Source organism: Pseudomonas sp. B21-010 (genome assembly GCF_024749325.1).
GTDB lineage: Bacteria > Pseudomonadota > Gammaproteobacteria > Pseudomonadales > Pseudomonadaceae > Aquipseudomonas > Aquipseudomonas kilonensis.
This window is the reverse complement of record NZ_CP087198.1, coordinates 1209735-1229759: the sequence shown is the minus strand read 5'-3', so window position 1 is coordinate 1229759 and position 20025 is coordinate 1209735. Positions and strand designations below refer to the sequence as shown.

At 60.6% G+C, this 20025-nt stretch carries 19 protein-coding genes; 4 read left to right on the top strand and 15 right to left on the bottom strand.

The window, feature by feature from the left end; all coding sequences use genetic code 11:
- Window positions 1-5: 5 nt before the first annotated feature.
- Both LOY50_RS05265 and LOY50_RS05260 read left to right on the top strand, forming a co-directional pair.
- Window positions 6-269, top strand: a complete 264-nt coding sequence (locus LOY50_RS05265; protein WP_003198119.1) for a CopG family ribbon-helix-helix protein — start codon at window positions 6-8, stop codon at window positions 267-269.
- Complete coding sequence (locus LOY50_RS05260) at window positions 232-513, top strand: type II toxin-antitoxin system RelE/ParE family toxin (protein WP_258690416.1); 282 nt, start codon at window positions 232-234, stop codon at window positions 511-513. Before LOY50_RS05265 ends, LOY50_RS05260 begins: the two co-directional genes overlap by 38 nt.
- A 44-nt stretch (window positions 514-557) precedes the next feature.
- Here LOY50_RS05260 and LOY50_RS05255 read toward each other — a convergent pair whose 3' ends face one another.
- Complete coding sequence (locus tag LOY50_RS05255; RefSeq protein WP_003198116.1) at window positions 558-743, bottom strand: hypothetical protein; 186 nt, start codon at window positions 741-743, stop codon at window positions 558-560.
- A 362-nt stretch (window positions 744-1105) separates the two neighbouring features.
- Here LOY50_RS05255 and LOY50_RS05250 point away from each other — a divergent pair, with 362 nt between their 5' ends.
- Window positions 1106-2731, top strand: a complete 1626-nt coding sequence (locus LOY50_RS05250; RefSeq protein ID WP_253471805.1) for a glucan biosynthesis protein D — start codon at window positions 1106-1108, stop codon at window positions 2729-2731.
- 188 nt (window positions 2732-2919) lie between these two features.
- On the opposite strand, the gene LOY50_RS05245 is transcribed toward LOY50_RS05250, so the two are convergent.
- The 3 genes from LOY50_RS05245 to LOY50_RS05235 all read right to left on the bottom strand — a co-directional run bounded on the left by LOY50_RS05245 (window position 2920) and on the right by LOY50_RS05235 (window position 6878).
- On the bottom strand, window positions 2920-4026 hold the full coding sequence (locus LOY50_RS05245) for an NADH:flavin oxidoreductase/NADH oxidase (RefSeq protein ID WP_214511341.1): 1107 nt from the start codon (window positions 4024-4026) through the stop codon (window positions 2920-2922).
- A gap of 415 nt (window positions 4027-4441) precedes the next feature.
- The gene (recJ, locus tag LOY50_RS05240) at window positions 4442-6151 is read right to left on the bottom strand and encodes a single-stranded-DNA-specific exonuclease RecJ (RefSeq protein ID WP_258690415.1); all 1710 of its coding nucleotides are present in this window, start codon (window positions 6149-6151) and stop codon (window positions 4442-4444) included.
- A 184-nt stretch (window positions 6152-6335) separates the two neighbouring features.
- Window positions 6336-6878 carry a YaeQ family protein gene (locus LOY50_RS05235; protein ID WP_018611098.1) on the bottom strand — a complete coding sequence of 181 codons (543 nt, stop codon included), beginning with the start codon at window positions 6876-6878 and terminating at the stop codon, window positions 6336-6338.
- Between the two features lie 147 nt (window positions 6879-7025).
- Between LOY50_RS05235 and LOY50_RS05230 the strand changes: the two genes are divergently transcribed.
- Window positions 7026-8225, top strand: coding sequence for a CaiB/BaiF CoA-transferase family protein (locus tag LOY50_RS05230; protein WP_253471803.1), 1200 nt, complete (start codon window positions 7026-7028; stop codon window positions 8223-8225).
- A 1140-nt stretch (window positions 8226-9365) separates the two neighbouring features.
- Here LOY50_RS05230 and LOY50_RS05225 read toward each other — a convergent pair.
- From LOY50_RS05225 to ffh, 11 genes are all read right to left on the bottom strand, one after another.
- Window positions 9366-9653, bottom strand: a complete 288-nt coding sequence (locus tag LOY50_RS05225) for a DUF3509 domain-containing protein (protein WP_003198105.1) — start codon at window positions 9651-9653, stop codon at window positions 9366-9368.
- 184 nt (window positions 9654-9837) lie between these two features.
- Window positions 9838-11208 (bottom strand): transporter substrate-binding domain-containing protein, encoded by a 1371-nt coding sequence (locus LOY50_RS05220; protein ID WP_253471801.1) that lies wholly within the window; start codon window positions 11206-11208, stop codon window positions 9838-9840.
- Between the two features lie 120 nt (window positions 11209-11328).
- On the bottom strand, window positions 11329-12738 hold the full coding sequence (gene thrC, locus LOY50_RS05215; protein WP_024617669.1) for a threonine synthase: 1410 nt from the start codon (window positions 12736-12738) through the stop codon (window positions 11329-11331).
- A gap of 105 nt (window positions 12739-12843) precedes the next feature.
- Window positions 12844-14148 (bottom strand): homoserine dehydrogenase, encoded by a 1305-nt coding sequence (locus LOY50_RS05210; protein WP_003198098.1) that lies wholly within the window; start codon window positions 14146-14148, stop codon window positions 12844-12846.
- Window positions 14149-14280: 132 nt separating this feature from the next.
- Window positions 14281-15012, bottom strand: a complete 732-nt coding sequence (gene dsbC / locus LOY50_RS05205) for a bifunctional protein-disulfide isomerase/oxidoreductase DsbC (protein ID WP_214511337.1) — start codon at window positions 15010-15012, stop codon at window positions 14281-14283.
- A 270-nt stretch (window positions 15013-15282) separates the two neighbouring features.
- Window positions 15283-16179 carry a site-specific tyrosine recombinase XerD gene (gene xerD / locus LOY50_RS05200; protein ID WP_253471797.1) on the bottom strand — a complete coding sequence of 299 codons (897 nt, stop codon included), beginning with the start codon at window positions 16177-16179 and terminating at the stop codon, window positions 15283-15285.
- Window positions 16180-16311: 132 nt separating this feature from the next.
- Complete coding sequence (gene rplS / locus LOY50_RS05195; protein ID WP_003175895.1) at window positions 16312-16662, bottom strand: 50S ribosomal protein L19; 351 nt, start codon at window positions 16660-16662, stop codon at window positions 16312-16314.
- A gap of 45 nt (window positions 16663-16707) precedes the next feature.
- Window positions 16708-17481: a tRNA (guanosine(37)-N1)-methyltransferase TrmD gene (gene trmD / locus LOY50_RS05190; RefSeq protein ID WP_170845966.1), complete on the bottom strand. Its 774-nt coding sequence runs from the start codon at window positions 17479-17481 to the stop codon at window positions 16708-16710.
- Window positions 17463-17999, bottom strand: coding sequence for a ribosome maturation factor RimM (gene rimM, locus LOY50_RS05185; protein ID WP_018611149.1), 537 nt, complete (start codon window positions 17997-17999; stop codon window positions 17463-17465). Before rimM ends, trmD begins: the two co-directional genes overlap by 19 nt.
- Before the next feature lie 5 nt (window positions 18000-18004).
- Complete coding sequence (gene rpsP, locus LOY50_RS05180) at window positions 18005-18256, bottom strand: 30S ribosomal protein S16 (RefSeq protein ID WP_003198088.1); 252 nt, start codon at window positions 18254-18256, stop codon at window positions 18005-18007.
- Window positions 18257-18507: 251 nt separating this feature from the next.
- Window positions 18508-19884, bottom strand: coding sequence for a signal recognition particle protein (gene ffh, locus LOY50_RS05175; RefSeq protein ID WP_253471795.1), 1377 nt, complete (start codon window positions 19882-19884; stop codon window positions 18508-18510).
- Window positions 19885-20025: the final 141 nt, after the last annotated feature.

Here is a 20025-nt window from a genome sequence, read left to right as displayed (position 1 = left end):
CAGCCATGGCCTCGCCCGTTTTGTCCTTTCGTGTGGAAGAAGGTCTGGCCCAACAGCTGGACTTGCTGGCCGCCGCCACCGACCGCGACCGTCAATATCACCTCAAGCGTGCACTGGTCCGATATGTGGAAGCCGAATCCTGGCATCTGCAAGCCATCAGCGAAGGCATAGCCGATGCCGACGCTGGAAACCTGACCGATCTGGACGCCGTGAAGGCCAAGTGGGCAAAACGTGCCGAGCATCGTACTGACCGACAAAGCACAGAGTGACCTCGACTCGATCCACGAACATTACCAAAACGCTGATGACGTCATCAGCGCCATCCTGGAGACACTGCGCCAACTGCAACGCTTTCCCGGCTCGGGCCGTCCTTCGGTCGCTCCCGATATTCGAGAGCTGGTGCTGACCCGCTACCCGTTCGTAGCCCCCTACCGGCTCAAGCATGGACAACTGCAGGTGCTGCGGATACTGCACCAGCGCACCGAACGCCCTCAGGGCTGGTCGGTGGAGTGATGTCGGCCGGCGTTCCTGCTCCGGCCGCCCACCTGCGCCACGCTTCAAAACCGCGAAACACTGCGCATCGCATCCACCAGGTAGCGCATGGCGATACGGTCGTTTTCCGACAACTCCCGATAGCGCTCGACCAGTCTCAATTCTTCCAGGCTGAGCCGGCGTGTCCTGCGTGGGTTGGTCAGGCCTGGAAAGATCCCCAGCATTTCGGTAATGCCCTGTATTTTTGTCATGAGTTGTCCTTCTTTACGTCGAGGTTGACCTGATAGCGCCGTCTGAATCCGGGTTAGATCGCCTATCACGCTAAAGAATAGGGAGGATTCAAAGCGTGAAAAGGGAGTTTTAGAGTAATTAGTCAAAAAAAGTCGGAATCGACATAAAAAAAGAAATAACTGTAAGAAAATTTGACCAAGCCACGCTTTCCTTGCTCTCAAAGCCCGTATTTCCCCTATGATTTTGCGCCTCGGTGAACCGATCCAACTCTCAGGCATCTGTTCTAACGTTCGTCGCGTTTGGCCAAAGGCATGTCCGAACTCCCTTATCAGTCGCTGTTGCCAGGATCGGCTCGGGACTGTTTCGAGAAAAGGTTGTATTTATGCACCGCAGGAATCTGCTCAAGGCCTCCATGGCCTTCGCCGCCTACACCGGGCTATCGGCCTCCGGGCTCATGGCCGCACGCGCCTGGGCCGCCGATCAGACTGCCGATGGCGAAGCCCGTCCTTTCGACTTCAACGGTTTGAAGGATCAGGCCCGGCGGCTGGCCGAGAGCCGCTATATCGACACCAAGCAAGTCCTGCCAGAAACCCTGGCCCAAATGTCGCCGCTGCAGTTCAACGCCATCCAGTACGACGTCAATCACTCGCTGTGGAATGAGCTGGACGGGCAACTGGACGCACAATTCTTCCACGTCGGCATGGGCTTCAAGCAGCCGGTGCGCATGTACAGCGTCGACCCGAAGACGCGCATGGCCCGTGAGGTGCACTTCCGCCCCGAGCTGTTCAACTATCAGAAAACCACGGTCAACACCTCGCAACTGACGGGTGACCTGGGCTTCGCCGGCTTTCGCGTCTTCAAGGCGCCGGAACTGGACCGGCACGACATCCTTTCGTTCCTGGGGGCCAGCTACTTCCGCGCCGTGGATGCCAGCGGCCAATACGGGCTGTCGGCCCGCGGTTTGGCCATCGACACCTACGCCAAGAAGCGCGAAGAATTCCCGGACTTCACCAAATTCTGGTTTGAAACCCCGGACAAGAACAGCACCCGCTTCGTGGTCTACGCCCTGCTCGACTCCCCCAGCGCCACCGGTGCCTATCGGTTTGACATTGATTGCCAGCCGACCCGGGTGGTGATGGAGATCGACGCGCACATCAATGCCCGTACTGCCATCGAGCAGTTGGGCATCGCGCCCATGACCAGCATGTTCAGCTGTGGCACCGTCGAACGGCGCATGTGCGACACCATTCACCCGCAAATCCACGATTCCGACCGGCTGGCCATGTGGCGCGGCAACGGCGAATGGGTGTGCCGGCCGTTGAACAATCCCGCCACCCTGCAATTCAACGCCTTCGCCGACAAGGACCCGAAAGGTTTCGGCCTGGTGCAGACCGACCACGACTTCGCCAGCTACCAGGACACTGTGGACTGGTACAGCAAGCGCCCAAGCCTGTGGGTCGAACCGACGACGGCCTGGGGCGAAGGCTCGGTCGACCTGCTGGAGATTCCTACCACCGGCGAAACCCTGGACAACATTGTCGCGTTCTGGACGCCGAAAAAACCGGTGGCCGCCGGCGACTCGCTGAACTATGGCTACAAGCTCTACTGGAGCGCGCTGCCGCCAGTCAGCACGGACCTGGCCCACGTCGACGCCACCCGCTCAGGCATGGGCGGTTTCATCGAAGGCTGGGCACCGGGCGAGCATTACCCGACCGTCTGGGCCCGTCGCTTTGCCGTGGACTTCAGCGGCGGTGGCCTCGACCAACTGCCGCCGGGCACCGGCATCGAACCGGTGGTGACCTGCTCCCACGGTGAAGTGAAAGACTTCAACGTGCTGGTGATGGATGCAATCAAGGGCTACCGCATCACCTTCGACTGGTACCCGACCGACGACAGTGTGGAGCCGGTGCAGATGCGCCTGTTCATTCGTACCAAGGACCGCACCTTGAGCGAGACTTGGTTGTACCAGTACTTCCCGCCGGCGCCGGACAAGCGCAAGTACCCCTGAGCCCTGCTGCGTCAGGGATGACGCCTTCGCGAACAAGCTCGCTCCCACAGGTTATGTGTGAACAACACAAATCCACTGTGGGAGCGAGCTAGCTCGCGATGAGGCCGGTACAACCACCGAACAATCCAGCCCAATAAACAAAAAGCCCCGGCCAATGACGACCGGGGCTTTTTTGTTTTACCAAACACTCAATCGCGCAAATCCGACTCATGAATCGGCTGGTCCCGATGCGTGGCCCGCTGGTACTGCGCCGGCCACGTGGCCTTGCGGCCGCCCAGGTCATCATCGGCATGCAAGGCCCAGTACGGATCACGCAACAATTCGCGGGCCAGGAAAATGATATCGGCCTGGCAGGTGCGCAGGATGTGTTCGGCCTGGGCCGGTTCGGTGATCATGCCGACAGTGCCGGTGGCGATTTCCGACTCCTTGCGCACCCGCTCGGCAAAGCGTGTCTGGTAACCCGGGCCGGTGGGAATTTCCGCATTGGCGGCCGTGCCACCCGATGACACATCGATCAAATCCACTCCCAGGGCCCTGAAGCGCCGCGCCAGCTCCACGGTTTCGTCCGGGTTCCACCCGTCCTCGACCCAATCAGTGGCGGAAACGCGAACGAACACCGGCAGTTCTTCAGGCCATACGGCCCGCACCGCTTCGGTGACTTGTAGCACCAGGCGGATGCGATTCTCGAACGAGCCGCCGTATTGATCGCGCCGCTGATTGCTCAAGGGCGAGAGGAATTGATGCAGCAGATAACCATGGGCCGCGTGAACCTCGACCACTTTGAAGCCGGCCGTGAGGGCGCGCTTGGCCGAATCCACGAAGGCCTGGATCACACCGGCGATCTGTCCTTCGTCCAACTGCACGGGAGGAGTGTGTTGTGGGTCGAAGGCAATCGGCGACGGGCCGACCGGCACCCAGCCGCCGTCCGCCGGTTTTACGCTGCCATGCTTGCCCAGCCAGGGTCGCCAGGTGCTGGCCTTGCGTCCGGCATGGGCCAGTTGTATGCCCGGCACTGCCCCCTGAGCGGTGATGAAACGGGTGATGCGTTGTAGCGGCTCGATCTGTTCATCGTTCCAAAGCCCAAGGTCCTGGGCGGTGATGCGGCCGTCGGCGGTAACAGCGGTGGCTTCGGTGAACACCAGGCCGGCGCCGCCCACGGCACGGCTGCCCAAGTGCACCAGGTGCCAATCGTTGGCCAGGCCATCGGTGCTCGAATACTGGCACATCGGCGATACCGCGATGCGATTGGGCAGGGTCAATTGGCGAAGGGTATAGGGTTCCAGCAGCAGACTCATGGGGCACCTCTCGAATCAGTGGGCAGGCTCCAGGGTTCTGTTTGAAAAGTCGACGAGTGACAAAAGGTGCAACACCCGCCCCCGCGGGCAAAAAACTCGACAAGACGTCACAAGGGCTATCAAGCAGTGCTTAGAGCCTAGTCGACAACCCGCAAGGACGGAGGGTTCAGAACTTAAAAACCGACGGTGTGGCGCAATGCAGTTCACTTAAGGCGCCCCTGAAACCCTGTGGCGAGGGAGCTTGCTCCCGCTGGACGCTGTAGGAGCTGTGTAGGAGCTGACGAGTGCAACGAGGCTGCGATCTTTCCACTGACAATTGAGTCGAGAGCGAAAGATCAAGATCAAAAGATCGCAGGCTTCGCCAGCTCCTACAGGCCCAACGGGAGCAAGCTCCCTCGCCACAAAGGCCGATCGGCTACCGCGGCTCGATATGGACAATCATCAACTGCACCGTTTCCTGACCGCGGAACTCGTTGAGGTCAAGCTTGTAGGCCAGTTCCACCCAGCGCACGGTAGGGTTGGGCCAGATCTCGCGGTCGATGCCAAAGGCGATGCCATCAAGCTTCACCGAACCGCACTCGCTCTTGAGGACGACCTTCAGGTGCCGTTCGCCCACCACGCGCTGTTCGACCAACTGGAACAGGCCGTGGAACATCGGCTCAGGAAAATGCTGGCCCCAGGGGCCGGCGTGGCGCAGTGCCCGGGCCAGTTCCAAGTGGAACTCCTCCACCGCCAGGGTGCCATCCGACAACAGCCGGCCGGTCAGGTCTTCTTCGCGCAACTGCCGGCGCACTTCCGCGTCGAACGCTTCGGCGAACAACGGAAAATTCGCCTCCGGCAGCGTCAGCCCCGCCGCCATGGCGTGACCGCCGTACTTGCTGATCAGGGTGGGGTGCTGCGCCGCCACCACGCTCAGCGCATCGCGAATGTGAAAACCCGGCACCGAGCGACCCGAGCCCTTGAGCAAGCCGTCCCCGGCATCGGCAAAAGCAATGGTCGGACGGAAATAGCGCTCTTTCATCCGCGAGGCGAGAATGCCGATGACCCCTTGGTGCCACTGCGGATCGAACAGGCACAAACCGAACGGCATCGACTCCACCGGCAGGTCCTTGAGCTGGGCCAGGGCTTCGCGCTGCATGCCCTGCTCGATGGACTTGCGGTCCTGGTTCATGCCGTCCAGTTGCGCCGCCATCTCCCGCGCCAGGGCCGGGTCGTCGGTGAGCAGGCATTCGATGCCCAGGCTCATGTCGTCCAGGCGCCCTGCCGCATTCAGACGCGGCCCGAGGATAAAGCCGAGGTCGGTGGAGGTAATCCGTGAAGCATCGCGCTTGGCCACTTCCAGGATCGCCTTGATGCCGGGCCGGGCGCGTCCGGCGCGAATCCGCTCCAGGCCCTGGTGCACCAGGATCCGGTTATTCGCGTCCAGAGGCACCACGTCGGCCACGCTGCCCAGGGCCACCAGGTCGAGCAATTCGCCAATGTTCGGTTGGGGTGTGCTGGCATACCAGCCCAGGCTGCGCAGACGCGCCCGCAGGGCCATCAGCACATAGAAAATCACCCCGACACCGGCCAGGGCCTTGCTCGGGAACTCGCAGCCCGGCTGGTTCGGATTGACGATGGCATCGGCTACCGGCAGTTCCAAGCCGGGCAAGTGGTGGTCGGTGACCAGCACCTGGAGCCCCGCCGCTTTCGCCGCCGCCACGCCTTCCACGCTGGAAATACCGTTATCCACGGTGATCAGCAACTGCGGTTCGCGGGCCAGGGCGACTTCGACGATTTCCGGGGTCAGCCCGTAGCCATATTCGAAGCGATTGGGCACCAGGTAATCGACATGGGCCGCACCGAGCAGGCGCAGCCCGAGCATGCCCACGGTGCTGGCGGTCGCGCCATCGGCGTCGAAGTCGCCCACGATCAGGATGCGCTGGCGTTGCTCCAGCGCCGTCACCAACAGATCCACCGCGGCGTCGATCCCCTTGAGCTGCTGGAAGGGAATCAAGCGCGCCAGGCTCTTGTCCAGTTCAGCCTCGGACTGCACACCACGCGCTGCGTACAGGCGGGTCAACAGGGGCGGCAGGTCACCGAGAAATGGCAGGGTATCGGGCAGTTGGCGGGGTTCTATGCGCATGGGGAACGGACGTTTCTCTATTTTTTTGTAGGAATCGCAGACTGTGACAAGAGCGCGTGCTCACGCTGGACCCCGTAGGAGCTGCCGAAGGCTGCGATCTTTTGATCTTTCGCTTGAGACTCAAGCGCCAGGGGAAAGATCGCAGCCTCGCTTCGCTCGGCAGCTCCTACAGGGCCCGGTGGGTTCAACCACGCTCGCCCAGCAACCATTGCAGCTGGACTTCATGCTGGCCACGGTCGTCGGTCACGAAAATCGTGCCCTCACTGATCATCACATCCCACTTGATCACCCGCGGCATGTCCTGGGCCAGGGTTTCGAGCACTTCCTGGGGTACAGCGGCGATGTTGACGTTTTTCAGGTTCTTGACCGCCGGGATCACCTTGCCTTCCCAGACCCGCAGGCTGCCATAGGCCAGCAGGCTGGTGCGCTCGGTCCGGCGCGAGCACCAGGTCAGGCGATCGGCATCCGGCTGGCCGACTTCGATCCAGTGCAGCACACGGTCATCCAGGCTTTTTTCCCACAGCGCAGGCTCATCGACGTCTGACAGACCACGACCAAACGCCAGCAGTTCGTTGTACCAGAACGCGTAGGCCAACAGGCGCACGGTCATGCGCTCTTCGGTTTCCGAAGGGTGGCGGGCGATGGTCTGCTTCACACTCTCGTACACATTGCGGTCAAGGTCGGTGAGGTTCAGTTCAAACTTATAGGTCGTGGACGGCTGGGCCATGAACGGGCTTCTTGATACGAGGAAAGGCGGCAAGTCTAACCGATGACGCGGGCAATCCACGAATTGCCGACCATCAACCTGCGGCGACCAGCCTTGGCCTATGATAAAACGCTCTATTCGTTCTGCCTTTGTCCTACAGGATCTGTCATGTCGCTTACTGCCAAACCCCTTGCCGGCGTCAAAGTCATCGAACTCGGCACCTTGATCGCCGGGCCCTTCGCCTCGCGCATCTGCGGCGAATTCGGTGCCGAAGTCATCAAGGTTGAATCGCCCGACGGCGGTGACCCCCTGCGCAAGTGGCGCAAGCTGTACGAAGGCACCTCGCTGTGGTGGTTCGTCCAGGCACGCAACAAGAAGTCCCTGACCTTGAACCTCAAGCACCCTGAAGGCCTGGCGATCCTGAAAAAACTGATCGGCGAAGCCGATATCCTGATCGAGAATTTTCGCCCCGGCGTACTGGAAAAGCTCGGCCTGGGCTGGGATGTCCTGCACGCACTGAACCCGAAACTGGTGATGGTGCGGCTTTCGGGCTTCGGCCAGACCGGGCCGATGAAAGATCAGCCGGGGTTTGGCGCGGTAGGCGAGTCCATGGGCGGCCTGCGCTACATCACCGGCTTCGAGGACCGTCCGCCGGTGCGCACCGGGATTTCCATCGGCGACTCCATCGCCGCCCTCTGGGGCGTGATCGGCGCATTGATGGCCCTGCGTCACCGCGAGATCAATGGCGGAACCGGGCAAGTGGTGGACGTGGCCTTGTACGAGGCGATTTTCGCCATGATGGAAAGCATGGTGCCGGAGTTCGACGTATTCGGCTTCATCCGTGAGCGCACCGGCAACATCATGCCCGGCATCACCCCCTCGTCCATCCACACCAGCTCTGACGGCAAGCACGTGCAGATTGGCGCCAACGGCGACGCGATCTTCAAGCGCTTCATGCAGATCATCGGCCGTGACGACCTGGCCAATGACCCGCAACTGGCCAGCAACGACGGCCGTGACAGCCGCCGTGACGAGCTGTATGGCGTCATCGATCGCTGGGTCAACTCGCTGCCGCTCGATAGCGTTATCGACCAATTGAACCAGGCCGGGGTGCCGGCCAGTCGGATCTTCAGCGCCGAAGATATGTTCAGCGACCCGCAGTTTCTGGCTCGTGAAATGTTCCTGCAGGCCAAGTTGCCCGACGGCAAGGCGTTCAAGATGCCGGGGATCGTACCGAAACTCTCCGACACCCCGGGCACCTCCGAATGGGTCGGGCCGGCGCTGGGTGAACACAACGCACAAGTGCTCGGCGAGCTTGGCTACGACGCGCAGCAGATCGCCAAACTGCGCACCGACGGCGCCATTTGACACACCGCAGCGGGCCCTCACTGAAGATCAAACTGTGGGAGCGAGCTTGCTCGCGATAGCGTCCGTTCAGTCGACTTGATGTTGACTGGCACACCGCAATCGCGAGCAAGCTTTGCTCCCACAGGTCCTGCTCAAACAGATCTGACGGGTGTACGACCGCAAGAGCCAGGCCGGCTGTTAGGCCGCCTCGCGGTGGACGTTGATCTCGGCGCCCCGTTAACCACGCTGGCCGAACGCAGGCATTGCGCAGTGGGCCCACGGAGCAATGCCTTCGTTCGGGCATGCCGAGCCTAGGCGAGGCACCGAGTGGTGGGACAAGAGCGTTTTGCTTACTTTTGACTGGGCCGGCTCCCGGGCTTTTCAAAAGTGAGCCGCCGTCAGGGCGGAACCCTAAGCCGCCGTTACCGCAGCAATGGATATGTACCCGACCATCAGGCCGCCATCGCGAGCAAGCTCGCTCCCACATCAGGATTGGTTTCACCCGGGAGAATCAGGCCAGCTGTCAGGCCGCCTCGCGAGCAAGCTTTGCTCCCACAGGTCCTGCTCAAACAGATCTGACGGGTGTACGACCAGGAGAGCCAGGCCGGCTACTAGGCCGCCTCGCGGTGGACGTTGATCTCGGCGCCCCGTTAACCACGCTGGCCGAACGCAGGCATTGCGCAGTGGGCACCTCGGCATGGATGCCGAGGTAGCCGCGCTGGGCCATGGATGGCCCTTCGCGGCGGGCCCACGGAGCAATGCCTTCGTTCGGGCATGCCGAGCCTAGGCGAGGCACCGAGTGGTGGGGCAAGAGCGTTTTGCTTACTTTTGACTGGGCCGGCTCCCGGGCTTTTCAAAAGTGAGCCGCCGTCAGGGCGGAACCCTAAGCCGCCGTTACCGCAGCAATGGATATGTACCGGACCATCAGGCCGCCATCGCGAGCAAGCTCGCTCCCACAAAAAACTCCAGCGCCTGACAAACCGCGCTAAAAACACAAACGCCAGGCAAAAAGAAACCCCGAGAAGTGGGGAGACAACTCGGGGTTAAACGTGACCACTCATGGTCCGTACAACAAGCGACAAGCACCGGAGCACAATGCTCGCTCTTGTTGGTAAAGAGTCTGACTCATCAGGACGTAGGAAGGTTCCCACAAAACCCCAGTCAATTCGCCCCGACCATGACCTTGTCGCGCGCCAGATTGCGCAGCGCCGCAATCACACAGGGCTCCAGGCGGCCCTCGGCAATCAATACATCGCGATGCAGGCCATCGACCACATCCGTCAACTGACGCTTGTCGGTCAATTGGGCCTGATTGAACACTCGCTCGACCATGATGGCCCCGGAGGCATTCTTCAGCGTCACCAGGCATTCGCCCTTGGCGCCAGAGGGAGTCAGCGTGACCTGATACGGGCTCAAAGCCTCACCCAGCAATAGGCTGATACTTTCCATTCGCTCACCCTTCAATAGTCCGAAAACAACTGCATGTTCACAGTAAGTGACCGTGGGCCGCAGCAGAAAGTTCGTCAGCGCACCGAACCGGCACGCCTTCAACCTGTTCAACCGAGCATGCGCGCCCAATATGACAGGCAAACAACAGCCCTCTCTTGAAGCCTTGGCGTGGTGACGGTCGGCGTCAGGCCATCAACTTGTCGCAACGGCGCCACCGACGCCCGGCATCGGTCCAGCCCCCCAGAATGCCGCGCAACTGCCCGTCAGCCCCATAGAAGGGCACCGACCAATGATAGATTTCCCGCAAGCCGCTGCTGAACATCAATTGCCGGTCGACGAACCGAGACTGGCCGGTGCGCAATTGCTCCATCACCTCCCCATGGAGCAACTCGGCAGTGGCCGGCGGGAATGCCGCCGAATCCGTCAGCCGCGTGCCCCGCAGCTTTTCGAAGCGGGTCGCAAACTGGTCCTCGTAGCTTTTGTTGCACATGATCAGGCGCCCTTCCAGATCCCGGATGAAAATCGGGTCGGGAATGGCATCCATCAAGGCCCGCTGGAGCATCAACTGGTCCTTGAGGACCGCCTCGGCCTTGAGGCGCTGGTCGATCTGTATCTGCAGGCGACGGTTCCATAGCAGGGACAGGAGGCCGAACACCACGACCACGGTCACGCACCAGTACCCCCAGCGGGACACCCGCTCCCAGATCGATGGCGCCTGGACGGGTGTGCTGCCGGCCATCCATTTGGAACGCAGCGCGCGCATGTCCTTGGCCGGGAAGGCTTCCAGGGCTTTGTTCAGGATGCTAAGCAGCACGGTCAGGTCCTGGCGTACCGCGAGGTAATCGGGTTCCCACTTGCCTTCAAGGCCCCTTCCTACCTGCAATTGTCCCGCCGGATAGAGATGCACCCCGCTTTCATTTTCGATGGTGGCATAGGCTTCCCGACTCTCGACCAATGCCCGCGCCTCGCCATAGGTCTTGGTCGTGCGCAATTCGATGGCCGGGTAGTCGCGCCTGATCTCCGCTTCCAAGGCATGCCGCGCCGGCAACGCCAGGACCTTCCCTTCCAGCTGTTCCAGCGAATGGAGAATCGACTCTCCGTCACGGCCGACAAATACCCAGCCCGAGCCACCAAATGCATGGCTGAAACTCAGGAAATCCCTGCGTTCGTCATTCATCGCCAAGAGGGTCGTCATATCGGCTTCGCTGTTCTCCAGCAGCGTCAGCAACTCGCCGGGGGAGAACGACTCTCGATGCACGAACTCAAGGCCAGTCATTTGCGTAATGCGCTGGAGAATGTCGTGGTTCAGGCCGTTCCACTGCCCCAGTTCATTCTTGAACAGGTACAACGGAAACTGCGTCGTGGCCACGATGACGCGGGGGTTCTCCTTGATCCACTTCAATTCCTGCGCATCCAATACCAGCCGCTCGCCAGGATTGAACGACGGCGTGTCGAAAGCCGCCAACTGTGCCGCATTGCCCCCTTGCGCCCAGTACATCAGGGCCAGGCCCATTACCCAGCCCCGGGCTGGCTTGCCTTTGCTAAAAAACGACATCTGCATTTCCTTCGAGATGACTCGCCCGTCCCTCCAAGGGCGAAAACCCGGCCAGTTTGGCATGCAGAAACAAGAAAGCCCGTCAGGAGACGGGCTTCAAAATGTGACAGGTTTACCCGGTCAGAGCGGCTTGCCGCGATTGCCATGCTGGCTGACAAAGGCCTGCACAGCCTTCAAGTCGTTGGGCAACACGGTGCAACGCTCATCTCGCTCAAACAAATCAGAAAGATGTGCAGGTAGTTCGAGCGCTTTTCCTACACCGGCTTTCTCCACCGCTTCCGGGAACTTGACCGGGTGCGCCGTGCCCAGGATCACCATCGGGATGTCCAGGCTACGACGGCATTCACGGGCCGCCCTGACACCGATGGCCGTGTGCGGATCGAGCAACTCACCGCTCTGCTCGAACACCTCGGCGATGGTTTCGCAAGTCTGCTCATCGTCCACGGCCAGGGAGTCGAACAACTTGCGGGCTTCGGTCCAGCGCTCAGGCTCGACGCTGAAACCGCCGCCCTGGCGGAAGCTGTCCATCAGCCCGGCAATCGCCGCACCATTGCGACCGTGCAGGTCGAACAGCAGGCGTTCGAAGTTCGACGACACCATGATGTCCATCGAAGGCGACAGCGTGGCGTGCAGGGTTTCCTTGACGTACTGGTTGCCGCTCATGAAGCGGTGCAAGATGTCATTGCGGTTGGTGGCGACGATCAATTGATTGATCGGCAGGCCCATGTTGCGCGCCAGGTAGCCGGCGAAGATATCGCCGAAGTTGCCGGTCGGCACCGAGAACGACACGGAGCGGGCCGGGCCGCCCAATTGCAGGGCCGCATGGAAGTAATAAACGATCTGGGCCATGATCCGCGCCCAGTTGATCGAGTTCACCGCCACCAGCCGCGTACCCTTGAGGAAGCTCTGGTCGGCGAAACTGGCCTTGACCATTTCCTGGCAGTCATCGAAGTTGCCTTCGATGGCGATGTTGTGGATGTTATCGCCGAAAATCGTCGTCATCTGCCGACGTTGTACTTCCGAGACCCGGTTGTGCGGGTGCAGGATGAAAATGTCGACGTTATCGCAATGCTTGCAGCCTTCGATGGCCGCCGAACCGGTGTCGCCAGAAGTGGCACCGACGATCACCACACGCTCGCCACGCTTTTGCAGCACGTAGTCCAGCAGGCGACCGAGCAGTTGCAGGGCGAAGTCCTTGAACGCCAGCGTCGGGCCGTGGAACAGCTCCATGACCCATTCGTTACCGTTGAGCTGACGCAGCGGTGCGATGGCGTTGTGGGAAAAGACGCCATAGGTCTCTTCCAGGATTTTCTTGAAATCGGCGTCCGGGATGCTGCCGGTGACGAACGGGCGCATGACCCGGAACGCCAGCTCGTGATACGGCAGGCCGGCCCAGGAAGCGATTTCTTCCTGGGTGAAGCGCGGCAGGTTTTCCGGCACATAGAGACCGCCGTCCGTGGCCAGGCCGGCCAGGAGGACATCTTCGAAATTCAGGGCCGGTGCCTGGCCGCGGGTGCTGATATAGCGCATGGGGCAAACCTTCGGTTTGGGCTTCAAGCGTTGAAGCTGCAGGCGATACATTCAAAGGCAAGTGTGCCTTCGTTCGCAGCCTGCAACTTACTGCTTGCCGCTAAATTAATTCAAATGTTCGACGCGGATACGGACCACCGGGCCAACGACACCCTGGAGCGCTTCCAACGCCGCAATCGCGTCGTTGATGCGCTGCTCGACCACACGGTGGGTCAGCAGGATCATCGGCACCAGGCCGTCGTGTTCCTCGACTTCCTTCTGCATGATCGACTCGATGTTGATACCGCGTTCCGAGAGAATGCTCGCCACTTGGGCCAGCACACCCGGATGGTCCTTGGCCTGGATGCGCAGGTAGTAGGAGCTTTCGCATGCCTCGATCGGAAGAATCGGATGAGCCGACAGCGAGTCTGGCTGGAAGGCCAGGTGCGGCACACGGTTTTCCGGGTCCGAGGTCATGGCGCGAACCACGTCCACCAGGTCGGCGATCACCGAAGAGGCCGTCGGCTCCATGCCCGCACCGGCGCCGTAGAACAGCGTCGAGCCGGAGGCATCGCCGTTGACCATCACCGCGTTCATCACGCCGTTGACGTTGGCGATCAGGCGATCGGCCGGGATCAAGGTCGGGTGCACGCGCAGCTCGATGCCGTTGGCGGTGCTGCGCGCCACGCCCAAGTGCTTGATGCGATAGCCCAAGGCTTCGGCGTAGTTCACGTCAGCGGTGGTCAGCTTGGTGATGCCTTCGGTGTAGGCCTTGTCGAACTGCAACGGAATGCCGAACGCAATGGAGGCCAGGATCGTCAGCTTGTGCGCTGCGTCGATGCCTTCCACGTCGAACGTCGGATCAGCCTCTGCGTAGCCCAGGGCCTGGGCTTCGGCGAGCACGTCTTCGAAGGTGCGACCCTTCTCGCGCATCTCGGTGAGGATGAAGTTGCCGGTGCCGTTGATGATCCCCGCGACCCAGTTGATGCGGTTGGCCGACAGGCCTTCGCGGATCGCCTTGATCACCGGGATACCACCGGCCACGGCGGCTTCGAAAGCCACGATCACGCCCTTCTCGCGGGCCTTGGCGAAAATCTCATTACCGTGAACAGCGATAAGCGCCTTGTTCGCGGTGACCACATGCTTGCCATTCTCGATGGCCTTGAGTACCAGCTCACGGGCAACGGTGTAGCCGCCGACCAGCTCTATGACGATGTCGATCTCAGGGTTCGTGGCCACTTCGAAGACATCGTTGGTAATCGCAATACCGGTCGTCTGGAACTGAGGCTTTGGCGTGCGCATGGCAATTTGTGCCACTTCGATCCCACGCCCGGCACGACGAGCAATTTCCTCGGCGTTGCGCTGAAGTACGTTGAAGGTGCCGCCACCGACGGTACCTAACCCACAGATGCCTACTTTGACCGGATTCACTCTTGACTCCCCATGAAACGGCCGACACAAGGTCGGCCGTGAAATACAGCCGCGCAGCAACGCGACTTTGTGTTTAACGGCCCGACGAAGGTTTTCGCCGAGCCGTGATCTTCAGAAGCGGATTGCCCATGATCATTTCGCGCTCAGGGCCAGTTTGGCGACTTGTGGCGCCGGCTGGTAGCCCGGAATCACCTGGCCGTCGGCCAAAACGATGGCCGGCGTGCCGTTCACACCAATGGACTGGCCAAGGGCGAACTGCTTGGAAACCGGGTTCTCGCACTTGGCGGCCTTGATTTCCTTGCCATCGACCATCTTGTCCATGGCCGCTTTCTTGTCCTTGGAGCACCAGACCGCCTGCAACTGCTCATCGCCCGGCGAGCCCAGGCCCTGGCGCGGGAATGCAACATAGCGCACTTCGATGCCGCGCTTGTTCAGCTCCGGCACTTCGGCGTGCAGCTTGTGGCAATACGGGCAGGTGGTGTCGGTGAACACGGTGATGTGGGACTTGGTTTCGCCAATGGCCGGATAGACCACGGTTTCAGCCACTGGAATGCCGTTGATCAACTTGGAAATGCCCTGGCGCTCGGTCATCTCGGTGAGATTGACCGGCTTGCCGTCCTTGAGCTCGAACAGGTTGCCCTGGACGATGTACTGACCGTCGGCGCTGGCGTAAAGCACGCGGCTGCCCTTGAGCTTGACCTCATACAGGCCGGCCATTGGGCTGGCCGAGATGGTTTCGATCGGCACTTCGAGCTGAAGGTTTTCCAGGCTCTTGCGGATAGCCTTGTCGGCCGCATCGTCGGCGATGGCAAAGGTACTGGCCAGCGCAATCGCGGCGGCGGTGAACATCTGGATCAAACGCATGGGGACTCCTGAGGCGAACAAATGAGACGGGAAACGCCGACCCGCAGATTCGGGTTCCAACCGCCCACTGTGCAAACCGGGAAAGCCTACCACATAAGGCCCGCGTGACCGAATGCCGCTGATGCAAGACGCTTTGAGGATTGATGCAGGCTGACACACCGCCATCGCGAGCAAGCTCGCTCCCACATTTGATCTTCGGTGCGACATAGATCTCCTGTGGGAGCGAGCTTGCTCGCGATGGCGGCAGCACTGACAACATCGCGGCAGATTTCAACCGCGCGGATGGTGTTTGGCATGCAGCTCCTGCAACCGCGCCCGAGCGACGTGGGTGTAGATCTGGGTGGTGGACAGGTCGCTGTGGCCGAGCAGCATCTGCACCACCCGCAGGTCGGCGCCGTGGTTGAGAAGGTGCGTGGCGAAGGCATGGCGCAACGTGTGGGGCGAGAGGGATTTGCCGATCCCGGCCACCTTGGCCTGGTGCTTGATGCGGTGCCAGAAAGTCTGGCGGGTCATCTGCTCGCCGCGCAGGCTGGGGAACAGCACGTCGCTGGGGCGCCCGCCCAGCAGTTCGTGGCGAGCATCGCGCATGTAGCGCTCGACCCAGACGATCGCTTCCTCACCCATCGGCACCAGGCGCTCCTTGCTGCCTTTGCCCATCACCCGCAGCACGCCCTGGCGCAGGTTGACCTGCTCCAGGGTCAAGCTGATCAACTCGGTGACCCGCAGGCCACAGGCATACAAGACTTCCAGCATGGCCCGGTCGCGCTGACCGATGGCTTCGCTGAGGTCGGGTGCCGCCAGCAGCGCTTCCACATCGGCTTCGGAGAGGGACTTGGGCAATGGACGCCCCAATTGCGGCATTTCCACGCGCAAGGTCGGGTCCACCGCGATCAGCTTTTCCCGCAGCAAATAGCGATAGAACCCACGCAGGCCGGAGAGAAACCGCGCGGTCGAGCGCGGTTTGTAGTTCTGCTCCAGACGCCACGCCAAGTGATCGAGGATCAATTCCCGTCCGGCATTGATCAGCTCCAGGTGGTTTTCCTGCAACCAACCGTTGAACAGCGCCAAGTCGCTGCGATAGGCATCGCGGGTGTTATCGGACAACCCCTTCTCCAGCCACAGGGCGTCGAGAAACTGGTCTATCAGCGGATGATCGATGGCGGGCATAAGAACTCTTGAGGGATGCGGGCACACACAGCATCAAAATGGCAAATGAAGCTAGGCAGGGTGCTCAAAGCGCAAATCGCAGGCAACAAAAAAGCAGCCCGCAGGCTGCTTTTTTTGCATCGGAAGCTGGACTTAAGCCAGTTTTTCCTTGATGCGAGCTGCTTTACCCGACAGGTCACGCAGGTAGTACAGCTTGGCTTTACGTACGTCACCGCGACGCTTGACAGCCATGCTGTCGATTTGCGGGCTGTAGGTCTGGAAAGTACGCTCTACGCCAACACCGTTGGAGATTTTACGAACGGTGAATGCACTGTTCACGCCACGGTTACGCTTGGCGATAACGACGCCTTCGAACGCTTGCAGACGGGAACGGTCGCCTTCCTTCACTTTCACCTGAACGACAATGGTGTCGCCTGGGGCAAAGGTAGGGATTTCTTTGGTCATCTGCTCTGCTTCGAGTGCAAGGATGATTTTGTTAGTCATGCTGTGCTCCTAAGGCAAGTCGTCGGACTCACCATCGATACGTTGTTAACTATCGTCCCGCTCGCGGATGTATTCCTCGAGCAGCTTCTTCTCTTCTCCAGAAAGCGAGCGGCTTTCCAGAAGATCGGCGCGTCGTTCATAGGTCCGACCAAGGGACTGCTGTAAACGCCAACGCCGGATGTGCGCGTGGTTGCCACTTAGCAACACGTCGGGAACACGCTGATCCGCATACACCTCCGGTCGGGTGTAGTGCGGGCAATCCAGCAGACCATCCGTAAAGGAATCTTCCTCAGCGGAATCTGCATGCCCTAAAGCTCCAGGCAGCAGTCGTGTAACCGCATCGATCAGGACCATCGCCGGCAGCTCGCCGCCAGACAGTACATAGTCGCCAATCGACCACTCTTCATCGACATGAGCTTCAATGAAACGCTCGTCAATGCCTTCATAACGGCCGGCAATCAGGATCAATGCATCCGAATTCGCCAGCTCGCGTACCGCCGACTGAGTCAGCTGGCGGCCTTGGGGCGACAGGTAGATCACCTTCGCACCCTCCCCGGCTGCCGTCCTGGCCTGAACCAGCGCATCTTCCAGGGGCTTGATCTTCATCACCATGCCCGGACCACCGCCAAACGGGCGATCGTCCACAGTGTGATGTCGATCCGTGGTGTAGTCCCGCGGATTCCAACAGGTAAGCTGCAACAGCTCCTGTTTCACCGCGCGGCTGGTTATGCCGTACTCGCTGATGGCGGAAAACATCTCGGGAAACAATGTGATGACTTCAACGCGCAAGTTAGCCACGTTTAGAAATCCGCATCCCATTCCACCTTCATCTCGCCTGCGGCAAGGTCGACGGCCAACACGCATTGCTCGGTATAGGGCAACAGGCGTTCGCGATCATCCAGGCTGCCGACGCAAGGCTTGACCACCATGACATCGTTCGAACCGGTCTCGAGCAGGTGATCGATTTTCCCGAGCAATTGCCCGAGGTGGTCGATGACCTTCAGACCCACCAGCTCGTACCAGTAGTACTCGCCGTCGGTCAGTTCAGGGAACAGGTTGCGCGGCACGCAGATCTCATAACCGGCCAGAAGACGCGCTTCTTCACGATCATCGAGATCCTTGAGCTTTGCGACCAGGAACTTGTCGTTCCCGCGTCCGCTGACCAGCTCCACCTGTTTCACGCTACCTTCGCGCTTGAGCGTCCAGGTTTTGTAGTCCAACAGGTTCTTGATCGGATCAGTAAAGGAATACACCTTCACTTCGCCGCGAACGCCATGTACAGAGTAGATCTTGCCGACAACGATCAAATCATCAGCATCTTTTGGCGTCGCGTTCATATTGCTCAGGCCGCAGCCTTAGCCGATTCCTTCAACAACTGAGCAACGCGCTCAGAAGGTTGTGCACCAACGCTCAGCCAGTAGGCTACGCGCTCTTGGTTCACGGACAGACGAACTTCCTGACCACGGGCAACAGGGTTGAAGAAACCAACCTGCTCCTTGTGGGAACCGTCACGCGGGTTGCGGCTGTCGGTTACGGTCAGGTGGTAAAACGGGCGCTTTTTGGAGCCGCCAAGGGCAAGACGGATTGTTAGCATGTGAACATCGTTCCTGTAGTCGGTGCTGCAAATCTAAATGCACAGCGGGCATAGGTGCCCGAAAGGCCGCATATTCTAAGGAATATCCGGACTTTTGCAAATGTCTTTTTCCGGCGCCTGGCGCCATGCGATCAAGATTTGCCATAGAGCCGTCATGAAAAACGGCAAGTCAGCTCCCGCGTAGCGCGGGTTTGCTGGAGATCCCCGCATCCGTGCAGGGCAACGCCGACATGACAGCCGGCGCAGATTCTTTACATTTTCGGCATGCCGCCGCCGGGCAACATACCGCCCATGCCGCGCATCATCTTGGCCATTCCGCCCTTGGCGGAGAATTTCTTCATCATCTTCTGCATCTGCTTGTGCTGCTTGATCAAGCGACCAATGTCCTGCACCTGGGTGCCGGACCCCATGGCGATACGGCGCTTGCGCGAACCGCTGATCAGCTCAGGGTCGCGGCGCTCGGCCGGGGTCATGGAGTTGATGATGGCTTCCATCTGCTTGAACTGCTTTTCAGCCGCGCCCTGGGCATTGCCCATCTGCGCCAGGTTCACACCACCGATGTTCGGCAGTTTGTCCATGAGGCCGCCAAGGCCGCCCATGTTCTTCATTTGTTGCAGCTGGTCGCGGAAGTCTTCGAGGTCGAAGCCCTTGCCCTTCTTCAGCTTCTTGGCCAGTTTCTCGGCCTTGTCCTTGTCGAGGGTCTGTTCGGCCTGCTCGATCAGGCTGAGCACGTCGCCCATGCCGAGGATGCGCGAAGCGATACGCTCGGGATGGAACGGCTCGAGCGCTTCGCTCTTCTCGCCCATACCGATGAACTTGATCGGCTTGCCGGTGATGGCGCGTACCGACAGCGCGGCACCGCCACGGGCGTCACCGTCGACCTTGGTCAGGATCACGCCAGTCAACGGCAGCGCATCACCGAACGCCTTGGCCGTGTTGGCCGCGTCCTGGCCGGTCATGGCATCGACCACGAACAGGGTTTCCACCGGGTTGATCGCGGCATGCAGCGCCTTGATCTCGCCCATCATCTCTTCATCGATGTGCAGGCGACCGGCGGTATCGACGATGACCACGTCGATGAATTTCAGTTTTGCTTCTTTAATAGCCGCCTGGGCGATGTCCACCGGCTTCTGGCTCAGGTCGGACGGGAAGAACGTCACGCCGATGTCGTTGGCCAGGGTTTCCAGTTGCTTGATCGCGGCCGGACGGTAGATGTCCGCCGACACCACCATCACCGACTTCTTCTTGCGCTCTTTAAGGAAGCGCGCCAGCTTGCCGGCTGTCGTGGTCTTGCCCGCGCCCTGCAGGCCGGCCATCAGCACCACCGCTGGCGGTACGGCGCTCAGGTTCAGGTCTTCGTTGGCGGCGCCCATCAGGCTTTCGAGTTCGGCCTGGACGATCTTCACGAACGCCTGGCCCGGTGTCAGGCTGCGCGACACTTCGGTGCCGACGGCGCGTTCCTTGACCGAATTGACGAAGTCCTTGACCACCGGCAGGGCGACGTCGGCTTCGAGCAACGCCATGCGCACTTCGCGCAGGGTGTCTTTGATGTTGTCCTCGGTCAGTTTCGCCTTGCCGGTGACATGGCGCAGCGTCTGCGAGAGACGGTCGGTTAGGTTTTCAAACATGCGCGATCCTTTCAGGCCCAGATGAGACCGGGATAATGGCGGCCCAGACCGTGAAAAATGTGCTCGGCGAGCCTGCGGCGTGGGCAGGTCGCGGATTATAGCGAAGAAGCGGGCAACGTACACCTTACTGTCAGTTGCGGT

Coding starts and splice junctions, on each gene's coding strand:
- trmD (WP_170845966.1), bottom strand. CDS start 17,481: ATGGGATGCGGATTTCTAAACGTGGCTAACTTGCGCGTTGAAGTCATC.
- recJ (WP_258690415.1), bottom strand. CDS start 6,151: ATGCGCATAGAACCCCGCCAACTGCCCGATACCCTGCCATTTCTCGGT.
- xerD (WP_253471797.1), bottom strand. CDS start 16,179: ATGCCCGCCATCGATCATCCGCTGATAGACCAGTTTCTCGACGCCCTG.
- thrC (WP_024617669.1), bottom strand. CDS start 12,738: ATGCGCTATATCAGCACCCGCGGCCAGGCACCGGCCCTGAATTTCGAA.
- LOY50_RS05235 (WP_018611098.1), bottom strand. CDS start 6,878: ATGGCCCAGCCGTCCACGACCTATAAGTTTGAACTGAACCTCACCGAC.
- LOY50_RS05225 (WP_003198105.1), bottom strand. CDS start 9,653: ATGGAAAGTATCAGCCTATTGCTGGGTGAGGCTTTGAGCCCGTATCAG.
- rplS (WP_003175895.1), bottom strand. CDS start 16,662: ATGACTAACAAAATCATCCTTGCACTCGAAGCAGAGCAGATGACCAAA.
- rimM (WP_018611149.1), bottom strand. CDS start 17,999: ATGAACGCGACGCCAAAAGATGCTGATGATTTGATCGTTGTCGGCAAG.
- LOY50_RS05245 (WP_214511341.1), bottom strand. CDS start 4,026: ATGAGTCTGCTGCTGGAACCCTATACCCTTCGCCAATTGACCCTGCCC.
- LOY50_RS05255 (WP_003198116.1), bottom strand. CDS start 743: ATGACAAAAATACAGGGCATTACCGAAATGCTGGGGATCTTTCCAGGC.
- LOY50_RS05230 (WP_253471803.1), top strand. CDS start 7,026: ATGTCGCTTACTGCCAAACCCCTTGCCGGCGTCAAAGTCATCGAACTC.
- LOY50_RS05265 (WP_003198119.1), top strand. CDS start 6: ATGGCCTCGCCCGTTTTGTCCTTTCGTGTGGAAGAAGGTCTGGCCCAA.
- LOY50_RS05250 (WP_253471805.1), top strand. CDS start 1,106: ATGCACCGCAGGAATCTGCTCAAGGCCTCCATGGCCTTCGCCGCCTAC.
- dsbC (WP_214511337.1), bottom strand. CDS start 15,012: ATGCGTTTGATCCAGATGTTCACCGCCGCCGCGATTGCGCTGGCCAGT.
- rpsP (WP_003198088.1), bottom strand. CDS start 18,256: ATGCTAACAATCCGTCTTGCCCTTGGCGGCTCCAAAAAGCGCCCGTTT.
- ffh (WP_253471795.1), bottom strand. CDS start 19,884: ATGTTTGAAAACCTAACCGACCGTCTCTCGCAGACGCTGCGCCATGTC.
- LOY50_RS05220 (WP_253471801.1), bottom strand. CDS start 11,208: ATGTCGTTTTTTAGCAAAGGCAAGCCAGCCCGGGGCTGGGTAATGGGC.